The following is a 19331-nucleotide window of genomic DNA, read 5'->3' as shown; positions in this document are numbered from 1 at the left end:
GGTGATATTGGTCAGGCTATTTCCGTTTCAGCCTGGCCAACAAACAATCTCTCTTCAAATATCTCGGGCTCAAGCGCTTCGCTAAAATAGAATCCCTGATACACAGTACAACGACGATATTTAAGAAATTCTAGTTGGTACTCCGTTTCTACCCCTTCAGCAATCACTTCTAAGTCTAAGTTTTCCGCCATAGAGATAATGGTAGTAATAATGGCACACTCACTACCACCGCTTTGCAGCTCACTAACAAATGATTTATCAATTTTCAAACAGTTAATTGGCAGCTTGTTAAGGTAAGCCAGCGATGAGTACCCGGTACCAAAATCATCTACTGAGAACCGTACACCAATATCGCGCAAAGCTTGAATCTTCTCTACGGTATCTTGAACATTATCTACCAATACACCTTCGGTAATTTCTAATTCAATTAACTTAGGATCACAGCCCGAGGCATGAATAATCGCTAAACTTTCTTTAACAAAGGTATCTCGGTGGAACTGATTAGGACTTACATTGATCGACAAGGTTTTAAAATTATCGGGTAAGCCGCGGTCTTGCCAGGTTTTAAGTGTTTCGCAAGCACTGCGCATTACCCATTCACCTAGCGTAACGATAAGGCCTGTTTCTTCGGCAAGAGGAATGAAGCGGCCTGGCGAAATCCAGCCCATTTTGGCATCAAACCAACGTAGCAATGTTTCTGCGCCCACCATTTCATAATTGTCGTTATAACGCGGTTGAAAGTAAGCCACCATGTCTTCGTTTTCTAAGGCTTCTCGCATCATTCGTGTAAGTACGTGGCGCTCTTGAATTTCGTCAGCCATTTTGTCTGAAAATACGTGCACGCTTGAACGTTCATTATCTTTACCGTGGTAAAGTGCAATATCCGCTTGGCGTAAAATCTCAGTAGCGTTGTTGTCATGATTAGGAAATAGCGCAACACCAGTAGTCAAATTTAACGAAATTTGGTTACCTTTTATCACGAACTCTTTATGAATAACCCTACCGAGATGCTCGGCCATTTTTCTGGCAAGCTCTTGAGCTTCTTCTCTATTACTAGACAGATTAGGAACTAATAAGGCAAATTCATCGCCACCTAAGCGCGCCACAGTTTCTGAACTACTGCGCCCTTCGCGTAAGCGGTGGGCAATTAATCGTAGCAGTAAGTCTCCGGCGGCATGACCAAGCATATCGTTAACATTTTTAAAGTGGTCGATATCTAAGTAAATTAACGCGCCAACTTTATTGCTCTTGCGACCTCGCTCAATTTCTAAATCTAAGTTTTCAAGTAACTTACGGCGATTCGACAAACGAGTAATATCGTCATGTGATGACTGGAAACGCACAAGCTCTTGCGCCGAACGTACTTCTGAGATATTGGTTTGAGTACTAATGACCCGCGATGGCAGTCCACGCTCGCTACGTTCTACTACCATGCCTCGAGATAGTACCCACAGGTAATGGCCATCTTTATGTTTTACCCTGTGCATCGTTTCATAAACTTTGTTTTTCTTTTTAAGATGTTTACGAAGTTCATTTAAGGTTTTGTCTAGATCATCGGGGTGAATGCGAGATTCCCACTCTTCAATCTTTTCACCAATTTCACGCTCTTGATAACCAAGCATGGCTTTCCACTGAGGTGAATAATAAACAGTGTTTGTTATCAGGTTCCAATCCCAAATACCGTCGCCAGATCCACTTAAGGCGAACTGCCAGCGCTGTTCACTGCGTTGCAATTGCGCAAAACTAGTGTGAATGCCATTGGCCATTTTTCCAATAGCGTTTTCTAAAGCACCAATTTCGCCCTGACTCTTAGCGTTAATATTAGCGTTGTTATGCGTTTGAATTTGCTTAGTGCGCCCTACTAACTTGTTAATTGGCTTAACTAGCATTCTATTTAGCATCAATACCAATAGCAGCATGGCGACTGCCATATAGACAAAGGTTTTTACTGCTTCGTCTAAAATAATTTGGCGCTTAACTAACCAGGTGTTTTTAAGATTATAACTAACAAAGATGGCACCTTGATCAGCTCTGCGTAAGCTGTCTTCTCTTGGTCCCATATCTAGCGGTAAATACAAATTAACCTGCCATTGCTCAGGCAAAACTTGAGTCACTGGAGAACGTTTGGTTTTAACTTGATTAAACAACTCGCTGTTAAAGTAGTTGGCGTTATCGGCAGCAAACAAGCTTTTTTCTGCTCGTTTATTCGAAAGCTGCACTAAGCCTTGTGGATCAATAACTTGTAAGGAATCTAGCTGTTGATTGAGTGCGACTAAGGTAAGCTGCCGTTCAGCAATATCCCACTGATGACGGGACAAACTGTCAGACAAACTTTGTTGCAATTGATAACCAATATGCAGCAAGCGTTGGCTTGCGTGATCAGCCATTTTATTCTGTTGCTCGTTTAAGGTTCCCAGCAATAACAAACCTTGGGCAATAAGCAATAATACCAACGCCAAAATGGGTATCACTACACTGAGAGATATACGTTTAAACTTAAACACCGGTTAACTCCATCAACCACTGACTGTTGAAGTTACGAGACAAATCAGGGGCTCGATGAATTAATTCTAGCTCAGCCATTCGTTGCGCTTTTTCTTGGGCATGCCCTAAGATAAATTTGCTAGAAAACAAGGCGATACTTTGTTGAGCGTTAAGCACTTGAATCTTGCTGTAGGCTTGCCTTACTTCTTTGCTATATAACTGAGTGCGTTTAGCAATTAATTTAAACCCTTCTCGAGAGTGCTCTTCTAGCCAATTATTTGCAGCATAGAAATTAGTCAGCAGTTTTGAAACCTGTTGGCGTTTATTTTGTAATACCGCCGTTCTTACAACTAACACACGATAGTAAGGTTGGCCCTGAGCGGCACTTTGATAAAGGACATTGGCCGATAAATTGTCTACTAAGCGGCTTTGTATGGGTCCAGAGGTCATTACTGCACTTATTTCACCTCGGCGGAACAAGCCTAATTGCTCATCCAGCTTTGCTTCAACGAGAACAAAATCATCGGCATTTACGTCAGTATCTTTTAGCCAATCGTCCATCACTAGAGAGGCTACCGATAGGCTTTCATAGCCGATGCGTTTACCCTTAAGTTGAGTTATGTCGTTAATAGGCTGTTGAGTGACTAAGGCATCCCCGCCTACGCTGCGATCAATTACCGCAACCACAGTTAAATCTACACGTTCAGCTAAAAGGCTAATCACTTCAGTGAGGCTTAAAAATGCAGCATCTACTTGTGCACTTTTTAAAGCATGCATTACATGACTTGGAGTGGTGAGTTCATTAACTTGATACTCGTCTGAACCGGGATAAGCCAGTTGTTTAGACAGGTAAATGGGTTCGAAACCCAACCACGGCGATACTGCAACACGAAGTTGTTGGGTTTGATTTTGACAAGCAACCAACAAGTAGCCGAGTACAAATAACAGCCCTTGTTTGAAATAACTATTTAATAAAAGCGAAAGTTTCATATCCCTGCGTAGTGCTTAACTCGTCCTGAGTACACAACCAAAACTGATGCAACCATTCTGCTTGCGCTTAGCCTAAAAAGAAAGCGAACAGTGTAAAAATTTACGCTGATATTACAAACTTAAATGTTTACGCTCAAAAATTAAGCTTAAGATCAAAAAAGTGCCGTTAAAACGGCACTTTTACTAAAGTTTACGGTCTTCCTGCAGAGGCTTATCTCGCTTTCAAAGCAGCAATACGTTTTTCAAGTGGAGGGTGGCTTAAAAACAGTTCGCTCATTGCGCGTTTACCATTAATACCAAACGCCATCATTGAACCTTCCATCTCGGGCTCTCGACTTCCGCCTAAACGCTGTAAGGCGTTAATCATTTTCTCTTTACCAACTAACTTAGCCGAGCCTTCATCTGCCCGATACTCTCGCTGACGAGAAAACCACATAACAATAATGCTAGCTAAAATACCAAATACCATTTCTAACACAAACACAGTAGCAATATAGGCTAAAGTACCCATACCTTGGCCATTTTCATTGTTGTTACTCATTGATGAGCTAATGAGATTGGCAATAATTCGGGCGAAGAACATCACAAAGGTATTCACTACACCTTGAATTAAGGTAAGGGTAACCATGTCACCGTTAGCAATATGACTCACTTCATGAGCCAGAACCGCTTCTATTTCATCACGGTTCATATTTTCTAATAGACCTGTACTTACTGCCACCAAAGCTGCATCGCGTTTAGCACCTGTAGCAAAAGCGTTCATATCTGGAGCGTGGTAAATGGCCACTTCAGGCATGCCAATACCGGCAGCTTTTGCTTGCTTGGCTACAGTGTTAACTAACCAAGACTCTATTTCGTTTCTTGGCGTGGTAATGACTTGAGCGCCAGTAGAACGCTTAGCCATCCACTTAGATATAAGTAAGGAAATAATTGAGCCACCAAAACCAAAAATGGCACAAAATACTAATAGCCCACCAATACTTTGAGTAGAAATACCCAAAGCAGAGAATACTATGTTCATCACTATACCTAGCACTAAAACTACTGCTAAGTTAGTACCTAAAAACAACAATATACGTTTCATCGTCTTCCTCTAAAAACGTGGAAAAGCCCAACCACTATAATATTGGGCATAGCTCACAATTTTCAATGGTTTAACAACTACTTTTTTTGATTTACATTTCACCAATAAGTTTATTGATATTGAAATATTTTTCTATTGATTGAGGCTTGAGGTCAGTTTTATAAGGAATGGTGGCCACGCATGGTGCCTCAATAGCACCTTGTAAATACTCAATGTTAAGCGTAGAGATTTGCTCATCATCGTTTAGCACGTTCGCAACCCAACCTATCAAGCGCACGCCACTGGCTTTAATTGCTTGGACACTCAGCAGAGCATGATTTAAACAACCGAGCTTTACCCCTACCACCAACAACACCGGAAGCTGTTGATTAGCCACCCATTGAGACATGGTGCCAGCGTTATCGTTTAATGGCACATGCCAACCGCCAGCGCCTTCTACAACGACACAATCAGATAAGGCTTTAAGCTCATTCAAGCCACTATCCATTAAGTGGGTGTCTATCGGTTTTTTGGCAAACCGAGCAGCGATATGGGGGGCAATAGCCTGCTCCAACACAACTGGGTTGAAGGTTTGATAGCTTAGCGAAGAAGACGATACTGCTTGAATGGCTAAGCCATCTTCATTGACTAAACCTTGCTCACTCTGCTCGGCCCCCGCTGCTATCGGCTTAAAGCCATTAACCACCAGTCCAGAAGAGTGTTTTTGTAAGGCCTTAATAAGCCCACAACTCACCACTGTTTTACCTACTTCTGTATCAGTGCCAGTGACAAAAATAGCCTTAGTCATTAATTAATACTCCGTAACACACCTTGTAAGTCGCGCTTACTCGATTACCCTTGGCAGGATTAGCAAATTGCTGTTTATAGCTGCTCACCATTTTCTTCAACTGAGTGGCGTTACTGGCATTGGGTTTACCATCAATCACATAATTCGCGCCAATACCTTTTAACTCAGCCAGTAAACTTAGTGCTTGTTGGTACCAAAGCGTCTCGGTTTCAAATATCAATCGAGAATTCTTGAATCTCGATAATTGAATACAAGCTGCGACGTCATCAGCACTTATAAAGTGATTCACATGTCTGTACTGGTTAAGTTCAGACCAACTTTGTTTGAGTTCATACAACGTTCCGTCTAGCAAAGTTGAAAAAACTGCTACCCCACCAGGTTTTAGAACGCGCTTAATTTCGCTTAATGCAGTACTTAAATCGTTGCACCACTGCAGCGCTAAATTAGAAAAAACCAAATCTACGCTATCGTTCGCTAAACTTAGTTGCTCTGCATCAGCAACCACCGCAGCGATCCCAGTGTTAACCCGTTTAGCTTGGGAGGCCATGGCGTGGGACAAATCAATACCAATGACCTGACTACTGCTACTTTGCAGTGCTTTAGCAAAAAAACCCGTACCGCAACCAAGATCCATTGCTAGCGGATAGTGCTTATTTGGCACTTCTTGCAACAAGCGATGGCCAATATCACGTTGTAATCCCGCAAAATCATTGTAGGTATCTACTGCTTTAGAAAAGTGCCGAGCAACTTGCTCTTTATCGATAATCATTTTTCACCGCTTAATAAATCAACCAACACCGTCAATAAATCGCTAATGTCTTGCGTTGAGTGGTGACTACTTAAGGTAATACGCAAACGCGCGGTGTTTTTGGGGACTGTAGGCGGCCTTATAGCGCTAACAAAAAAGCCTTTTTCTTGTAATTGTTGGCTGATCGCCAAGGCTTTCTCACTTGAACCTAACAATATGGGTTGAATGGCAGTACTAGAATTAGCTAGCGTTAAACCAAGTTGTTCAGCCAAGCGTTTAAACAAACCAATATTATTTTTTAACTTAGCTTGAAACTCAGGCTCTGTGCGCACTACCTCAATAGCAGCACTTACCGCACAAGCTTGTGCTGCAGGCATAGCGGTGGAATACACATAACTCTTACTAAAATTAACCAAGTAATCTTTAAGTTCTTCATCACATAATACAGCCGCGCCAGATACGCCCAGTGCTTTACCAAAAGTGAGCATATGTATTTGAGCAGCTTCGGCGCGCAAGCTGGCGTCACTAATACTGCCCCGACCTTGATCACTTAGGCAGCCTACGCCATGTGCGTCATCTACCATCAACCAAGCATTGTGATGTTTACACAGTGAGCTAATTTCTTTTAAAGGAGAAAGATCACCGTCCATGCTGAAAACACCTTCGGTGACCACTAACTTGTTGTTTTCTTGAGAAGACAATCGATGATTCAATTGATCCATATCGTTATGAGCGAAGCGTTTTTGCTGTGCCTCACACAGCATACCCGCTTCAAGCAACGATGCATGATTGAGCTTATCCTGAACTAATAAGTCACCCTTTTTTAACAAAGATTTGATCACCGCTTGGTTAGCGGAAAAACCACTGTTGAATAGTAACGCACCAGCACGCCCCTGCCATTCGCACAGTTGTTGCTCTAATGCATAATGTGGCGTTTGGAATCCGGTGACCAAGGGCGAACCACCACTGCCCACGCCATACTTTTCTGCACCTTTTTTCCAAGCGTCAATCACCTTAGGGTGATGAGACAAACCCAAATAGTCATTACTAGAAAAATTTAATAAACGCTCGCTAGCAATGTCAATAACCCTGCCCTGTGCGCTACTTTGGCAGCGCCTGGCTCGCAATAACTGTTGCTGTTTACGGCTTACTAGCTGTTCTTTAACAAACTCAAAGGCCATTAAGATGCGTCATAAAACTGGGAGCTTTGCTGTTGTTGCTTCACTAAGGTTTGATAAAGCGCTTCTTCCTGCTCTTCAGTACCGTTTTTAAGTGCCGCAGGCTCTGGGCGGATACCCAGTTTTTTAAATAGCTGCATATCTTGGTTTTCGTCAGGGTTTGGTGTGGTAAGCAGTTTACAACCATAAAATATTGAATTAGCACCGGCCATAAAACACAAGGCTTGCACTTGTTCATTCATTTCCTCGCGCCCTGCAGACAAGCGCACATGTGAACGAGGCATCATGATGCGAGCAACGGCAATACAACGAATGAACTCAAATTGGTCCATGTCATCAACATCTTCTAGCAGGGTGCCTTTTACCTTAACTAACATGTTAATCGGCACACTTTCTGGGTGACGTGGCAGATTAGCCAGTTGCACCAACAAACCACTGCGGTCTGTGGCCGTTTCACCCATGCCCATAATTCCGCCCGAACATACTTTCATTCCGGCTGAACGCACGTTATCAAGCGTGTCTAAACGCTGATCATAAGTCCGTGTAGTAATGATTTCTTGGTAGTACTCACGCGAAGTATCAAGGTTATGGTTGTAATAGTCTAAGCCCGCTACTGCCAACTCATCGGCTTGTTGTTTTTCTAACATGCCTAAAGTCATACAGGTTTCCATCCCCATCTCTTTTACACCTTCTACCATCTTTACTAGGTAAGGCATATCTCGTTGTTTGGGGTTTTTCCAAGCAGCGCCCATACAAAAACGGGTTGAGCCGTTTGCTTTGGCTTTTTCTGCTTCTTTTAACACGTGCTCTACTTCTAGTAAGCGTTCTGTTTTTAAATCGGTTTTATGGTGTGCACTTTGCGGGCAGTATTTACAGTCTTCTGGGCACGCGCCCGTTTTAATAGAAAGTAGCGTTGAAACTTGCACTTGGTTTGGATCAAAGTTCGCGCGATGAGCGCACTGGGCTTGAAACAACAAATCATTAAATGGCAAAGCAAACAAGTCGTTTACTTCCTGTACGGTCCAATCGTGGCGGAGTGCTTGAGTCATTGGTTAAGCTTTCTTTAGAAAAAATATTCCGTTAGTCTATCCACAGCCACCTCGCTGTCAACTTTTTAAAACCAACTACTTTACTAACGGCTATTAAATGAGCATAGATTTACATTACGACCAACAACATCTTTGGCATCCATATACTTCTTCAATCAATCCTATTCCTTGTTATCCAGTGGCATCGGCCGAAGGATGTGAGATTGAATTAGAAAACGGTCAACGCTTGGTAGACGGCATGGCCTCTTGGTGGGCGTGCATTCACGGTTATCAAGTTGCGCAACTTGATAAGGCCGCCAGCGAGCAACTAAGTAAAATGTCTCATGTAATGTTTGGTGGCTTAACCCACCAACCTGCTGTAGATTTAGCCAAACTCCTTGTCGCCTTAAGCCCTGGCAATTTAGAACAAGTTTTTATTAGCGATTCAGGATCAGTGGCCGTAGAAGTTGCCTTAAAAATGGCTTTGCAATATTGGCACGCCAAAGGAGAAAAACGCACTAAGTTTGCCACTGTCCGAAATGGCTATCACGGCGATACCTTTGGCGCGATGTCGGTGTGTGATCCACAAGGGGGAATGCATCAACTTTATCAGGGATTTTTACCTGAGCACTTATTCTGTGAAGCTCCGCAGATTGGTTTTAATGAACCATGGCAAGAACAAGATATCGCCCCCATGAAAACCATGTTGGATAAGCATCATAAAGACATCGCTGCGGTAATTATCGAGCCTGTTGTTCAAGGTGCAGGCGGAATGAGGATTTATCATCCACAGTATCTGAGCGAGTTAAGAGCCCTATGCGACCACTATGGTTTGCTATTAATCGCCGATGAGATTGCAACTGGGTTTGGCAGAACCGGTAAGCTGTTTGCTTGCGAGCACGCCAACATTACCCCAGATATTTTGTGTTTAGGTAAAGGCCTTACCGGCGGCTATATGAGCTTAGCGGCTACCCTCACCTCGAAACATGTTGCAGATACAATATGTGGCGGCGAAGCTGGTGTGTTTATGCATGGTCCCACCTTTATGGGTAATCCTTTAGCTTGTGCGGTAGCTAACGCCAGCATAAAGCTACTGCTAGACAGTAATTGGCAAGCTCGCGTAGCCGAAATTGAGCAACAACTTAAACAACAACTAAGCGCATGTAGGCAATTAAGCACCGTCGCTGATGTTAGGGTACTAGGCGCGATAGGAGTGGTTGAAACCAAAACCGCTAATGATTTAGCCAGTATACAAGCTAAATTTGTTGAATTAGGTGTTTGGATTAGGCCATTTGGTAAGTTGGTTTACATTATGCCGCCCTACACTATTAGCGACACTCAATTAGCCAAGCTGTGCTCGGCCATTTACCAAGTACTGAGTGACTAATTAGTTGAACAGTTTTAAGTAATAAGAAAGCAGCACAGTAATCACAATCATCGCCAATAAACCCATATTGATTTTAAAATGGTCCGTTTTGCGGCGAGAGCGGCTCCAGTTAATAAAAATCCCCCCAAGGGTAATTCCACAGCAGCCCCACAACAAATAAACAAATATTTGGCGTAAGTCTTCATGCCAATGGTCTCGATACCCCTGCCCGTCGGATGGCTGAAAGGCGCTATAGGCAATTTCTGGTCTAGCATAGTGATAAACGATGAGCGAACCGAGAAACATTGTCCAAGCGAGTAGCGAGAACAACACAAACAATTTTTGTAAACCGTCGGGGCCTTTTCTTCGTTCTTTTCTATTTTGTGGCATTTCCTACCCTAATTAATCCCATTGTTAGTCCTTTTCATTAACATAACTTATAGATTTCCTGTGTTTTATCAATTTTTACTTGAGTCTTTAGCCTCAAGAAGTAACATTGGTTCCCTTACAATATTAGCACTATCAGATTGGAGCAGTTGTTTGCTATGACGCATTCCTCAGTGACAGACGTTTTGGGCGGTAAGTTCAGCGTTGGTCAACAAGTTACTATCAAGGGTTGGATCCGTACTCGTCGTGATTCAAAAGCAGGTCTTTCATTTTTAGCGGTACACGACGGCTCGTGTTTTGATGCCGTGCAAGCCGTAGCGCCTAATACCCTTTCCAATTATGAGAATGATGTTCTTAAGCTAACCGCTGGTTGTTCTGTGATCGTGACTGGCGAAGTTGTTGAATCTCCAGGGCAAGGACAATCTTTTGAAATTCAAGCAAACAATGTTGAAGTGGTTGGTTGGGTAGAAAACCCTGATAGCTACCCAATGTCGGCTAAACGCCACAGCATTGAATACTTACGCGAACACGCTCACCTGCGCCCGCGCACTAACGTGATTGGCGCTGTAGCCCGTGTACGTAACTGTTTATCGCAAGCTATTCACCGTTTCTACCACGAACAAGGTTACATTTGGGCAAGCACCCCTATTATCACCGGTAGTGATACGGAAGGCGCAGGCGAAATGTTCCGCGTATCAACCTTGGATATGAATAACCTGCCAATGGCCGACAATGGCGAAGTTGATTTTCAGCAGGACTTTTTTGGTAAAGAAACCTTCTTAACCGTATCGGGTCAATTGAACGCTGAAACATACGCCTGTGCACTGTCAAAAGTATATACATTTGGCCCAACCTTCCGCGCCGAAAACTCCAATACCAGCCGCCACTTGGCTGAATTTTGGATGGTAGAGCCAGAAGTAGCCTTCGCTGATTTAGACGACGCGGCAAAGTTAGCCGAAGACATGCTTAAATATGTATTCAAAGCAGTGCTTGAAGAACGTATGGACGACATGAACTTCTTCGCTCAACGTATCAACAAAGAAGCCATAAGCCGCTTAGAGAAGTTTGTTAGCGCAGACTTTGCGCAAGTTGATTACACAGACGCCATTCAAATTCTTAAAGATTCAGGCCGCAAGTTTGAATACGATGTTGAATGGGGCATTGATATGTCGTCTGAGCACGAGCGTTTCTTAGCTGAAGAACACTTTAAAGCACCGGTAGTTGTTAAGAACTATCCTAAAGACATTAAGGCATTCTACATGCGCCTTAATGATGATGGTAAAACCGTAGCTGCAATGGATGTACTTGCACCAGGTATTGGAGAAATCATTGGTGGCGCGCAACGTGAAGAGCGTTTAGACGTGCTTGACGCTCGCTTGCTTGAGTTGAACTTAGACAAAGATGATTACTCTTGGTACCGCGACTTACGCCGCTACGGCACAGTTCCACATGCTGGCTTTGGTTTAGGTTTTGAACGTTTAGTGTCTTACGTAACTGGCATGACCAACATCCGCGACGTGATTCCTTTCCCACGCGCACCTAAAAACGCCGAGTACTAAGCAACAGCTATAGTTAAGCAACAAGTTAAAGCCTCAACCTAGTTGAGGCTTTTTTATTTGCCGATCCCCCTCACACTCAAGTTAATTGCCAGTTAAACCCTATCAATCAAAGCTATACAGCTTTCAGTTCATCATCCATACTTGTTTCAATTGCTAATGCAAAGTCATCATGATTTTAAGAAGGAACTGCATGAAAAAATTGAAAGTTGTTACCACTGAAGACGTATTACTCACTCTTTGTAATTCTGTCACCACAGTACTTAGCAAAGCCACGACTAGCGAAATCAGATATTCGGCGATGGTGCAGAAAATAAACAAAACCTGTTTAAAACCAGACATTGGTTGTTTTGTTTTATTTGATGGTGGGTTTTCAGGCTTGGTTGTTATTAACTTTACCTCAGATGCTGCCATGGAAATCTATCGAGATTACATGCTTCATATGGGTATTCCTGAGGCCGAGCTCGCTCAACAGCACACAGCTGATGAAGTGGGTAACGTGATGGGCGAGTTAATGAACCAAATGGTCGGTTACTTCACTGGTGTAATCGGTAAAGAGTTACAAACCTCACTAACTCAAAACCAACCTAAGATGTTAGCTTTAAACAAGCAGGTATTGATTTCTATTGATACCAACCTAGACCGCCCGCAAGCGCGTCGCGTGACCTTTACAACCGCTAAAAACAACATCTTTTATCTTGAGTTAGCGATGGATAAAACTGAATTCATCAAGCTTCATGAATTTGAAACAGAAGACGATGTAGATCCAGATGATCTTATCGACCAAGCCGCGGCACAAAAGAAGGCAGAGCAGAAACCTGCTGAGTCAGCGCAAACCATTGATCAAGATTTGCTCGATGAGTTAGGTATCTAGACCAACAACTCAGCAACATGCTCAAGACTCACTTGAGCATGTTTATAATCTAATTGGACTGGGTGATAACTCTCGCCCACCGCTAATACTAATGAAGGGAATCCTTGGATAGGTAAGCTTCGAGCAAATTGTATTTGCTGCATTAACGATTCATTGAGCGCTTCACTCGATATGTCTTCCACAAAAGTTTTTTTATCTAAGCCAAGCTTTTCTGCCAATACAAGCAAATTATCTACGTCTGAAGGATTAATCGCCTGTAAATAATAAGCGTTCTGTATTTGCTTTATCATCGCTTTACCAGCCCCCTGCTTTTCAGCCGCAAGCACTGCTCGGTTTGCAGGATAAGTAGAACGACGAGGTGTGTTTACTTGCCAAAAATCATGGTTAAACTCGGTGCCTAGTTGCACATTAATTTTATGCCATGTTTGCTGCAAAAACTGCTGCATATCATCAGGCATCGCTAATGCAGAATCTGGCGCTAGGCCACCCAACAAATACACCATTTCTATACTACTAGGCAGTGACGATTCAAGCGCCTCTAAAGTAGGTTTATAGCCCCAACACCAAGAGCACATAGGGTCATGTACATAGTATAAACGCGCTTGAGTCTCAGTCATCTTACAGCCAAGTTACATAGTCTTTAAAGGTTAACTCTCGCGCTTTGTTCGATTTGGTTTGTGGACTGCCTAAATACAAATACCCAACAACAGACTCGTGTTCAGCTAAGCCTAACTCATGATTTACGATTGAACTGTAAGCCATGGGGCCGGTGCGCCAAATACCATTATAACCTTGTGCAAAGGCAGCCATTTGCATTGCATGAACAGCACAGCCGGCAGAAAGTACTTGTTCAATTTCTGGTACTTTTGAATGGGTTTTAGGCGAAGCAATCACGATAGTGATAAGTGGTGCACGCAAGGGCATTGCTTTAGCCTTTTCATGGTCGCCTTCTTCAGCCTGCGCGGCTTGTTCAAAAATGTCTGCTAATTTACTTAAACCTTCACCACTAACATGGATAAACCGCCAAGGAGTAAGGCCTCCGTGATCTGGCGCTCTAAGGCCGGCATTCCATATTGTTTCTAGTTCTGCACCTTCAGGCGCGGGAGCAGCCAAGCGAGCGCATGACTGACGATTGAGTAACAAATCTAAAGCTTTCATTGTTATCCTTAACGAGCTAAATATAGCGCCATTGTGCGTGAATTATGCTAAAAGTAAAGTAAGCTAGATCGCTGTTTGGAGCTTAAACTATGCAGGAACAAAAACATAATCAAATATCCACGCAAAGACAGAAAAACCTAAAGCAACTGCAAGCTTGGGTTAAACAAAACCCCCAACGTACAGCCGCTTTAATTAAGCAGTGGCTAAAAACAAAAATTAAATAGTGGCCGCCAGTTCAGCACCTTGTCTTATGGCGCGTTTAGCATCCAATTCAGCGGCTACATAAGCGCCGCCAATTAAATAAGAATTTACGCCCAAGGCGGTTAGGTCGTCATGTAGACTTCTCAATGGTTCTTGCCCTGCACACACAACAACATGATCAACATCTAGAACAGACTGTTTGCCATCCACCGAAATATGTAGCCCTTCGTCATCTACTTTTAAGTACTCTACACCCGCGAGCATTTCTACCTGATTTTTCTTTAAGGTCTCACGGTGGATCCAACCTGTGGTTTTACCTAGGTCTTTGCCCACTTTAGTGGTTTTGCGTTGACACAGATACACCTTACGCAAGGCTTGATGTTGTTGATGTTCTTTCAAGCCACCGGCTTGGGCCATAGTGTTATCGATGCCCCAGTTATCTAGCCAACGGCCTACGTTGGTAGATAGCGACGGCTTTTGCTCTACCAAGTATTCGGCAACATCGAAACCAATGCCTCCAGCACCAATGATCGCAACTTTACCTCCAACTTCTTTGTGATCTCGTAATACATCTAAATAGTTATAAACTTTGTCGTGTTCTATGCCTTCAATTGGTGGGGTTCGCGGTAAAATACCCGTAGCAATTACAATTTCATCAGCTTTTAATTCAGCCAGCATTGGGGCATCAACTCTGGTATTTAACGCGAGTTTAATACCAAGTTGGTTGATGCGATTAGCAAAGTAGCGAAGTGTTTCGTAGAACTCCTCTTTACCAGGAATTTGCTTAGCATAGTTAAACTGGCCACCAATTTTATCTCCAGCATCATAAATCGTTACTTTGTGACCGCGTTCTGCCGCATAACATGAAAAGGCTAACCCTGCTGGACCAGCCCCCACTACAGCAATTTCTTTGGTTTGCTTACTGTCTTTAAATTCTAGTTCTGTTTCATAGCAGGCTTGCGGATTAACTAAGCAACTTGCGCGTTGTTGTTTAAAAACGTGGTCTAAACAAGCTTGATTACAACCAATACACGTATTTATAAGCTCAGCTTGGTTGTTTCGCGCCTTTTCAACAAACATAGGATCTGCCAACAACGGCCGAGCCATAGACACCATATCCGCTTGTCCGGAGCGTAAAATGTTTTCTGCTACATCAGGAGTGTTGATTCGGTTAACCGCCACCATAGGGATACTAACGTGCTGTTTTATTTTTTCGGTTACCCACGCAAATGCGGCTCTAGGAACACTGGTAGCAATAGTAGGAACTCTAGCTTCGTGCCATCCAATACCAGTATTAAGAATAGTTACTCCAGCATGTTCTAAGGCTTTTGCTAATGTTACAACCTCTTCGTAAGTACTGCCTTTTTCAACTAGATCAAGCATAGATAAACGAAATACAATGATGAAATCTTCGCCAACTAAGGCGCGGGTTTGTTTAACTATTTCTAAAGGAAGCTTAATTCGATTTTGGTAACTACCGCCCCACTCGTCTTTTCGTTGGTTGGTGCGCGCACAAATAAACTGGTTGATGAGGTAACCTTCTGAGCCCATTATTTCAACGCCATCGTAACCTGCACGTTTGGCTAACTTTGCACTGTTCGCAAAGTCTTTAATGGTTGAGCGAATTTGGCGTTCACTCATGGCTTTAGGTTTGAACGGAGATATCGGTGCTTTAATTTTACTAGCACTAACATTAAATGGGTGATAACCGTAACGCCCTGCATGCAATATCTGTAAGGCGATTTTTCCACCTTCTTTATGCACGGCATTAGTAATAATGCGATGTTTTTTTACCTGCCAAGGGAAGCTAAGCTGGCACCCGTTAGGGGCTAAGCGCCCTCTAAAGTTAGGCGCTATTCCACCCGTAACAATAAGACCTACTCCACCCTTAGCGCGTAACGCGTAAAAAGCAGCCAGTTTCTCAAAACCACCCTTTTCTTCTTCTAAACCGGTGTGCATAGAGCCCATTAATACTCGGCTTTGTAGCTGAGTAAAACCTAAATCAAGTGGCGCTAATAAGTGCGGGTACTTGGTCATCTTTGTAACCTCAATCCATTGGGAATGTTATTAAAGTGTTAATAGAGTATACAAACCAAACTTTTGTTTCAAACATTTGTTTTAATAATTGCAGATGCCTGATTTATATGACTATGGTAACGTTTAGCTATTGTTGACTTTTATAAGTAGATCCCAGTGTTTAAATTGATTAAGAGTATCTTCCGCTTCTTTTGGCGAACCCTTAACTTTATTCGTTCACTAATCGTTAATTTGTTTCTATTATTTATGGTGGTAATGGTCATCATTGCCCTTAGCAGTGTTAGCCCTGAACCCACTGAGCCCCCTATAGCAGCAGCCTTGCATTTAGTCCTTGATGGACAAATAGTAGAACAGCGCCAGCGAGTAAACCCTATGGCCGAGTTTACTAACGAAATGTTAGGAAACACTGTAGAGAAAGAGTTCGACCTACACACAATAGTGAAAGCGATTGATGAAGCGAGAACCGATTCAAACATTACCGGCATCGTTTTAGATGTTGGCAGCATGCCAAGTACAAGCCAAACTAAACTTGCGACTATCGGCCAAGCTTTGCTGCATTTTAAAGACAGTGGCAAACCGATCATCGCTTACGCAGATTACTACGACCAACACCAATACTATTTAGCGAGTTTTGCCGACAGCCTACTGCTTAACCCTAAAGGTGCAGTATTAATGCGCGGCATGAACTCTCGACGTTTGTTCTTTAAAGATGCCATCGACAATCTAGACGTTACCACGCACATTTTCCGTGTAGGCACGCATAAGTCATTTGTAGAACCCTACCTTAGAAATGACATGTCAGAAGAGGCAAAACAAGATTTAGCACACTGGATGGATCAACTTTGGCAATCATACTTAACGACTGTTTCAACTAACCGCGAGTTAGCGGCTAATCATTTGATGCCAGAACCAACAGCATTGTTGTCGCGTTTAAAAGAAGTTGATGGTGATGGCGCCCGCTACGCTGAAAAATTTGGCCTCGTTGACCAACTCACCACGCGTACCCAAGCCAAACAATTGTTAATTGATACCTTTGGTGAATCAGATGACGGTTCGAGTTACAACAGCAGAAGCTATGGCGAGTATGCACACGGCCTAAGTAATGATGAACCAAGCGACAACACAATTGCAGTTATTGTTGCTCAAGGTGCCATTGTTGGTGGTAGCGGCCAAGAAAATGTGATTGCTGCCGATACCGTTATTGCTCAGCTTAATCAAGCGCTTGAAGACGAGCAGGTAAAAGCGTTAGTGGTACGAGTAGACAGCCCTGGTGGTAGCGCATTTGCTTCAGAACTGATTCGTGAAAAGTTTCATCAGTTCCAGGAAAAAGATATACCGGTAATCATATCTATGGGCAGCGTTGCCGCAAGTGGCGGATATTGGATTTCATCAACGGCTGACTACATTTTTGCTAGCCCTACTACCATTACTGGCTCTATTGGTATTTTTGGAATGTTTGCTACTTTGGAAAATGCTTTGGCTAAGTTAGGCATTAACAGTGACGGCTACGCAACCTCTACCCTCGCTGAAGTAAGCCCTTTCCAAGCATTGCCAGATGACGTAAAACAGATCATTCAGCTCAATGTTGAACATGGGTATAAAGATTTTGTATCACTGGTATCAAGTGGCAGAGATATTGCGCTAGAAGATATGGATAGCATTGCTGAAGGCAGAATTTGGACCGGTCAAGACGCCGTTGATAATGGCCTTGTCGATCAATTAGGCAGCCTGAACGATGCTATAGAATACGCCGCCAACTTAAACAATCTAGATGATTACCAAGTTAAGCGTTTAACCCCACCACTTAGCTCACGAGACCGCTTTATTGCCCAGTTGTTTGATTCGCAAATCGCTGGAGCATTAGAGTCTGCGATACCAAACTGGGCTTTATTGAAAACAGTGGCGGAGCAAGCGCCTGCTGTAGATAAGTTTAATGATCCTCTTGGCCAGTACAGTTTCTGCGCAGTTTGTGATCAAATGTAAGCACTATTCAGTTAATCTTAAACGGTTGATTGCTTTGAACTAACATCAGACTATAATTTCAAAAAACTTTTGAACTATAGTCTGATGAATCGAAAATCTATCTATATTGCCTACACAGGCGGTACCATTGGCATGCAACGTAGTGAAAGAGGCTACGTGCCAGTTGCTGGTTTCATGCGCGACTGTTTAGACGCTATGCCAGAATTTCAGCGTGATGAAATGCCTGAATTCACCGTTCACGAATTTTCCCCACTGATCGATTCTGCGGATATGGACCCCCAGCATTGGCAGCTAATTGCTGAAGACATTCAAGCAAATTATGAAAAGTATGACGGCTTTGTTGTCCTGCACGGCACAGACACCATGGCTTACACCGCTTCCGCACTTTCATTTATGTTAGAGAACCTAAGTAAGCCAGTAATTGTAACAGGCTCGCAAATTCCACTGAGTGAACTTCGTTCTGACGGCCAAACCAACTTACTCAATTCTTTATACCTTGCGGCCTACTACCCAGTTCATGAAGTCTGTTTGTTTTTCAACAACAAACTCCTGCGCGGGAATCGCAGTACTAAAGCCCATGCAGATGGCTTTGACGCGTTTATGTCACCCAATTTCCCGCCCTTGCTTAAGGCTGGAATAGACATAGAAATTATTGCCGGAGAGATTCGTCCAACGGGTATCAGCGCCTTACAAATTAGTCCAATCATTCCCCAACCTATTGGGGTTGTTAGTCTTTATCCAGGCATTTCCACTGAGGTCATCGCAAACCTACTTCAACAGCCTGTGAAAGCCTTGATACTGTTAAGTTATGGTGTAGGAAATGCCCCACAACATCAAAAAATGACAGAATTATTAGAGCAAGCCTGTGACCGTGGCATTATCGTGCTTAACTTAAGCCAATGTTTAACTGGCAAGGTGAATATGGACGGATATGCCACAGGCAACGCCTTAGCAAAAGCGGGTGTGGTAAGTGGTGGGGATATGACTACCGAAGCCGCGCTGGCTAAACTACATTACTTGCTAAGCAAAAACTTACCTAGCAAGCGGATCCGCGACCTACTTTGCCAAGATATTCGCGGCGAGATAAGTATCTAATCGTTGTGTTGAGGAACACTAATGATGGTTTGTTCTTCTCGATATTGACGTTTTAATTCTTGTTTAGATTTCATCACTAATTCGCCATCGGTACCCACAGTAAAATGCTGGGGCTGATGGTTGTGCTTAGCTTGATACAAGATAACCATTTGTTGAGTATGATCGCGTTGTTCATCTGTTAGTTTGTTGCCGTCGGGCCATCGCCCGGTTTCAACAGCACTTAACATATTTTGATAAATATCGGGGCTCATTGCCGCCAACAACTTCTCTACATCCATTTATCACTCCTATAATGTTACTGAAACATTACCAAACCATTGATCCAGTGCCAAGCTATAAACTAAGCACTTAGGAAACAATGCTGATTTTTGAATG

18 protein-coding genes are annotated in these 19331 nt (G+C 43.1%); 6 read left to right on the top strand and 12 right to left on the bottom strand.

Annotated features, from left to right (window positions below):
- Positions 1-11: 11 nt before the first annotated feature.
- From FFR00_RS16680 to bioB, 7 genes are all read right to left on the bottom strand, one after another.
- Complete coding sequence (locus tag FFR00_RS16680) at positions 12-2504, bottom strand: EAL domain-containing protein (RefSeq protein WP_137674553.1); 2493 nt, start codon at positions 2502-2504, stop codon at positions 12-14.
- Positions 2497-3474: an ABC transporter substrate-binding protein gene (locus FFR00_RS16675; RefSeq protein ID WP_137674552.1), complete on the bottom strand. Its 978-nt coding sequence runs from the start codon at positions 3472-3474 to the stop codon at positions 2497-2499. Before FFR00_RS16675 ends, FFR00_RS16680 begins: the two co-directional genes overlap by 8 nt.
- Before the next feature lie 211 nt (positions 3475-3685).
- On the bottom strand, positions 3686-4558 hold the full coding sequence (htpX, locus tag FFR00_RS16670) for a protease HtpX (RefSeq protein ID WP_137674551.1): 873 nt from the start codon (positions 4556-4558) through the stop codon (positions 3686-3688).
- Positions 4559-4649: 91 nt separating this feature from the next.
- Positions 4650-5345 carry a dethiobiotin synthase gene (gene bioD, locus FFR00_RS16665; protein WP_137674550.1) on the bottom strand — a complete coding sequence of 232 codons (696 nt, stop codon included), beginning with the start codon at positions 5343-5345 and terminating at the stop codon, positions 4650-4652.
- Complete coding sequence (gene bioC / locus FFR00_RS16660) at positions 5338-6114, bottom strand: malonyl-ACP O-methyltransferase BioC (protein ID WP_137674549.1); 777 nt, start codon at positions 6112-6114, stop codon at positions 5338-5340. Before bioC ends, bioD begins: the two co-directional genes overlap by 8 nt.
- Positions 6111-7274, bottom strand: coding sequence for an 8-amino-7-oxononanoate synthase (gene bioF, locus FFR00_RS16655; RefSeq protein ID WP_137674548.1), 1164 nt, complete (start codon positions 7272-7274; stop codon positions 6111-6113). Before bioF ends, bioC begins: the two co-directional genes overlap by 4 nt.
- On the bottom strand, positions 7274-8320 hold the full coding sequence (gene bioB / locus FFR00_RS16650; protein ID WP_137674547.1) for a biotin synthase BioB: 1047 nt from the start codon (positions 8318-8320) through the stop codon (positions 7274-7276). The genes bioF and bioB overlap by 1 nt, the downstream gene beginning before the upstream one ends.
- A gap of 97 nt (positions 8321-8417) precedes the next feature.
- Between bioB and bioA the strand changes: the two genes are divergently transcribed.
- Positions 8418-9686 carry an adenosylmethionine--8-amino-7-oxononanoate transaminase gene (gene bioA, locus FFR00_RS16645; protein ID WP_137674546.1) on the top strand — a complete coding sequence of 423 codons (1269 nt, stop codon included), beginning with the start codon at positions 8418-8420 and terminating at the stop codon, positions 9684-9686.
- On the opposite strand, the gene FFR00_RS16640 is transcribed toward bioA, so the two are convergent.
- Positions 9687-10055 carry a hypothetical protein gene (locus tag FFR00_RS16640; protein ID WP_137674545.1) on the bottom strand — a complete coding sequence of 123 codons (369 nt, stop codon included), beginning with the start codon at positions 10053-10055 and terminating at the stop codon, positions 9687-9689.
- Positions 10056-10210: 155 nt separating this feature from the next.
- Here FFR00_RS16640 and asnS point away from each other — a divergent pair, with 155 nt between their 5' ends.
- Both asnS and FFR00_RS16630 read left to right on the top strand, forming a co-directional pair.
- Positions 10211-11611 (top strand): asparagine--tRNA ligase, encoded by a 1401-nt coding sequence (gene asnS / locus FFR00_RS16635; RefSeq protein WP_137674544.1) that lies wholly within the window; start codon positions 10211-10213, stop codon positions 11609-11611.
- Between the two features lie 190 nt (positions 11612-11801).
- Positions 11802-12482, top strand: a complete 681-nt coding sequence (locus FFR00_RS16630) for a DUF3334 family protein (protein WP_137674543.1) — start codon at positions 11802-11804, stop codon at positions 12480-12482.
- Here FFR00_RS16630 and FFR00_RS16625 read toward each other — a convergent pair.
- Both FFR00_RS16625 and FFR00_RS16620 read right to left on the bottom strand, forming a co-directional pair.
- The gene (locus FFR00_RS16625) at positions 12479-13099 is read right to left on the bottom strand and encodes a DsbA family protein (protein ID WP_137674542.1); all 621 of its coding nucleotides are present in this window, start codon (positions 13097-13099) and stop codon (positions 12479-12481) included. The genes FFR00_RS16630 and FFR00_RS16625 overlap by 4 nt on opposite strands.
- A gap of 1 nt (position 13100) precedes the next feature.
- Positions 13101-13640, bottom strand: a complete 540-nt coding sequence (locus tag FFR00_RS16620; protein ID WP_137674541.1) for an NAD(P)H nitroreductase — start codon at positions 13638-13640, stop codon at positions 13101-13103.
- 89 nt (positions 13641-13729) lie between these two features.
- On the opposite strand from FFR00_RS16620, the gene FFR00_RS21995 reads away from it, so the two are divergent.
- Positions 13730-13864: a hypothetical protein gene (locus FFR00_RS21995; RefSeq protein ID WP_255437921.1), complete on the top strand. Its 135-nt coding sequence runs from the start codon at positions 13730-13732 to the stop codon at positions 13862-13864.
- Here FFR00_RS21995 and FFR00_RS16615 read toward each other — a convergent pair.
- On the bottom strand, positions 13857-15878 hold the full coding sequence (locus tag FFR00_RS16615; protein WP_137674540.1) for an NADPH-dependent 2,4-dienoyl-CoA reductase: 2022 nt from the start codon (positions 15876-15878) through the stop codon (positions 13857-13859). The two genes, FFR00_RS21995 and FFR00_RS16615, sit on opposite strands and share 8 nt — an antisense overlap.
- 156 nt (positions 15879-16034) lie before the next feature.
- Between FFR00_RS16615 and sppA the strand changes: the two genes are divergently transcribed.
- Complete coding sequence (gene sppA / locus FFR00_RS16610) at positions 16035-17861, top strand: signal peptide peptidase SppA (RefSeq protein ID WP_161985196.1); 1827 nt, start codon at positions 16035-16037, stop codon at positions 17859-17861.
- 84 nt (positions 17862-17945) lie between these two features.
- On the top strand, positions 17946-18956 hold the full coding sequence (gene ansA / locus FFR00_RS16605; protein WP_137674538.1) for an asparaginase: 1011 nt from the start codon (positions 17946-17948) through the stop codon (positions 18954-18956).
- Here ansA and FFR00_RS16600 read toward each other — a convergent pair.
- A complete protein-coding gene (locus tag FFR00_RS16600) occupies positions 18953-19234 on the bottom strand; it encodes a YeaC family protein (protein WP_137674537.1) in 282 nt (93 codons plus the stop codon). The two genes, ansA and FFR00_RS16600, sit on opposite strands and share 4 nt — an antisense overlap.
- Positions 19235-19331 lie beyond the last annotated feature (97 nt).

Origin of the sequence: Agarivorans sp. Toyoura001 (genome assembly GCF_005405585.1) — a bacterium.
In the GTDB taxonomy this organism is placed as follows: Bacteria; Pseudomonadota; Gammaproteobacteria; order Enterobacterales; family Celerinatantimonadaceae; genus Agarivorans.
Note: the sequence above shows the minus strand (reverse complement) of the source record. Positions and strands in the feature narration are given on the sequence as shown.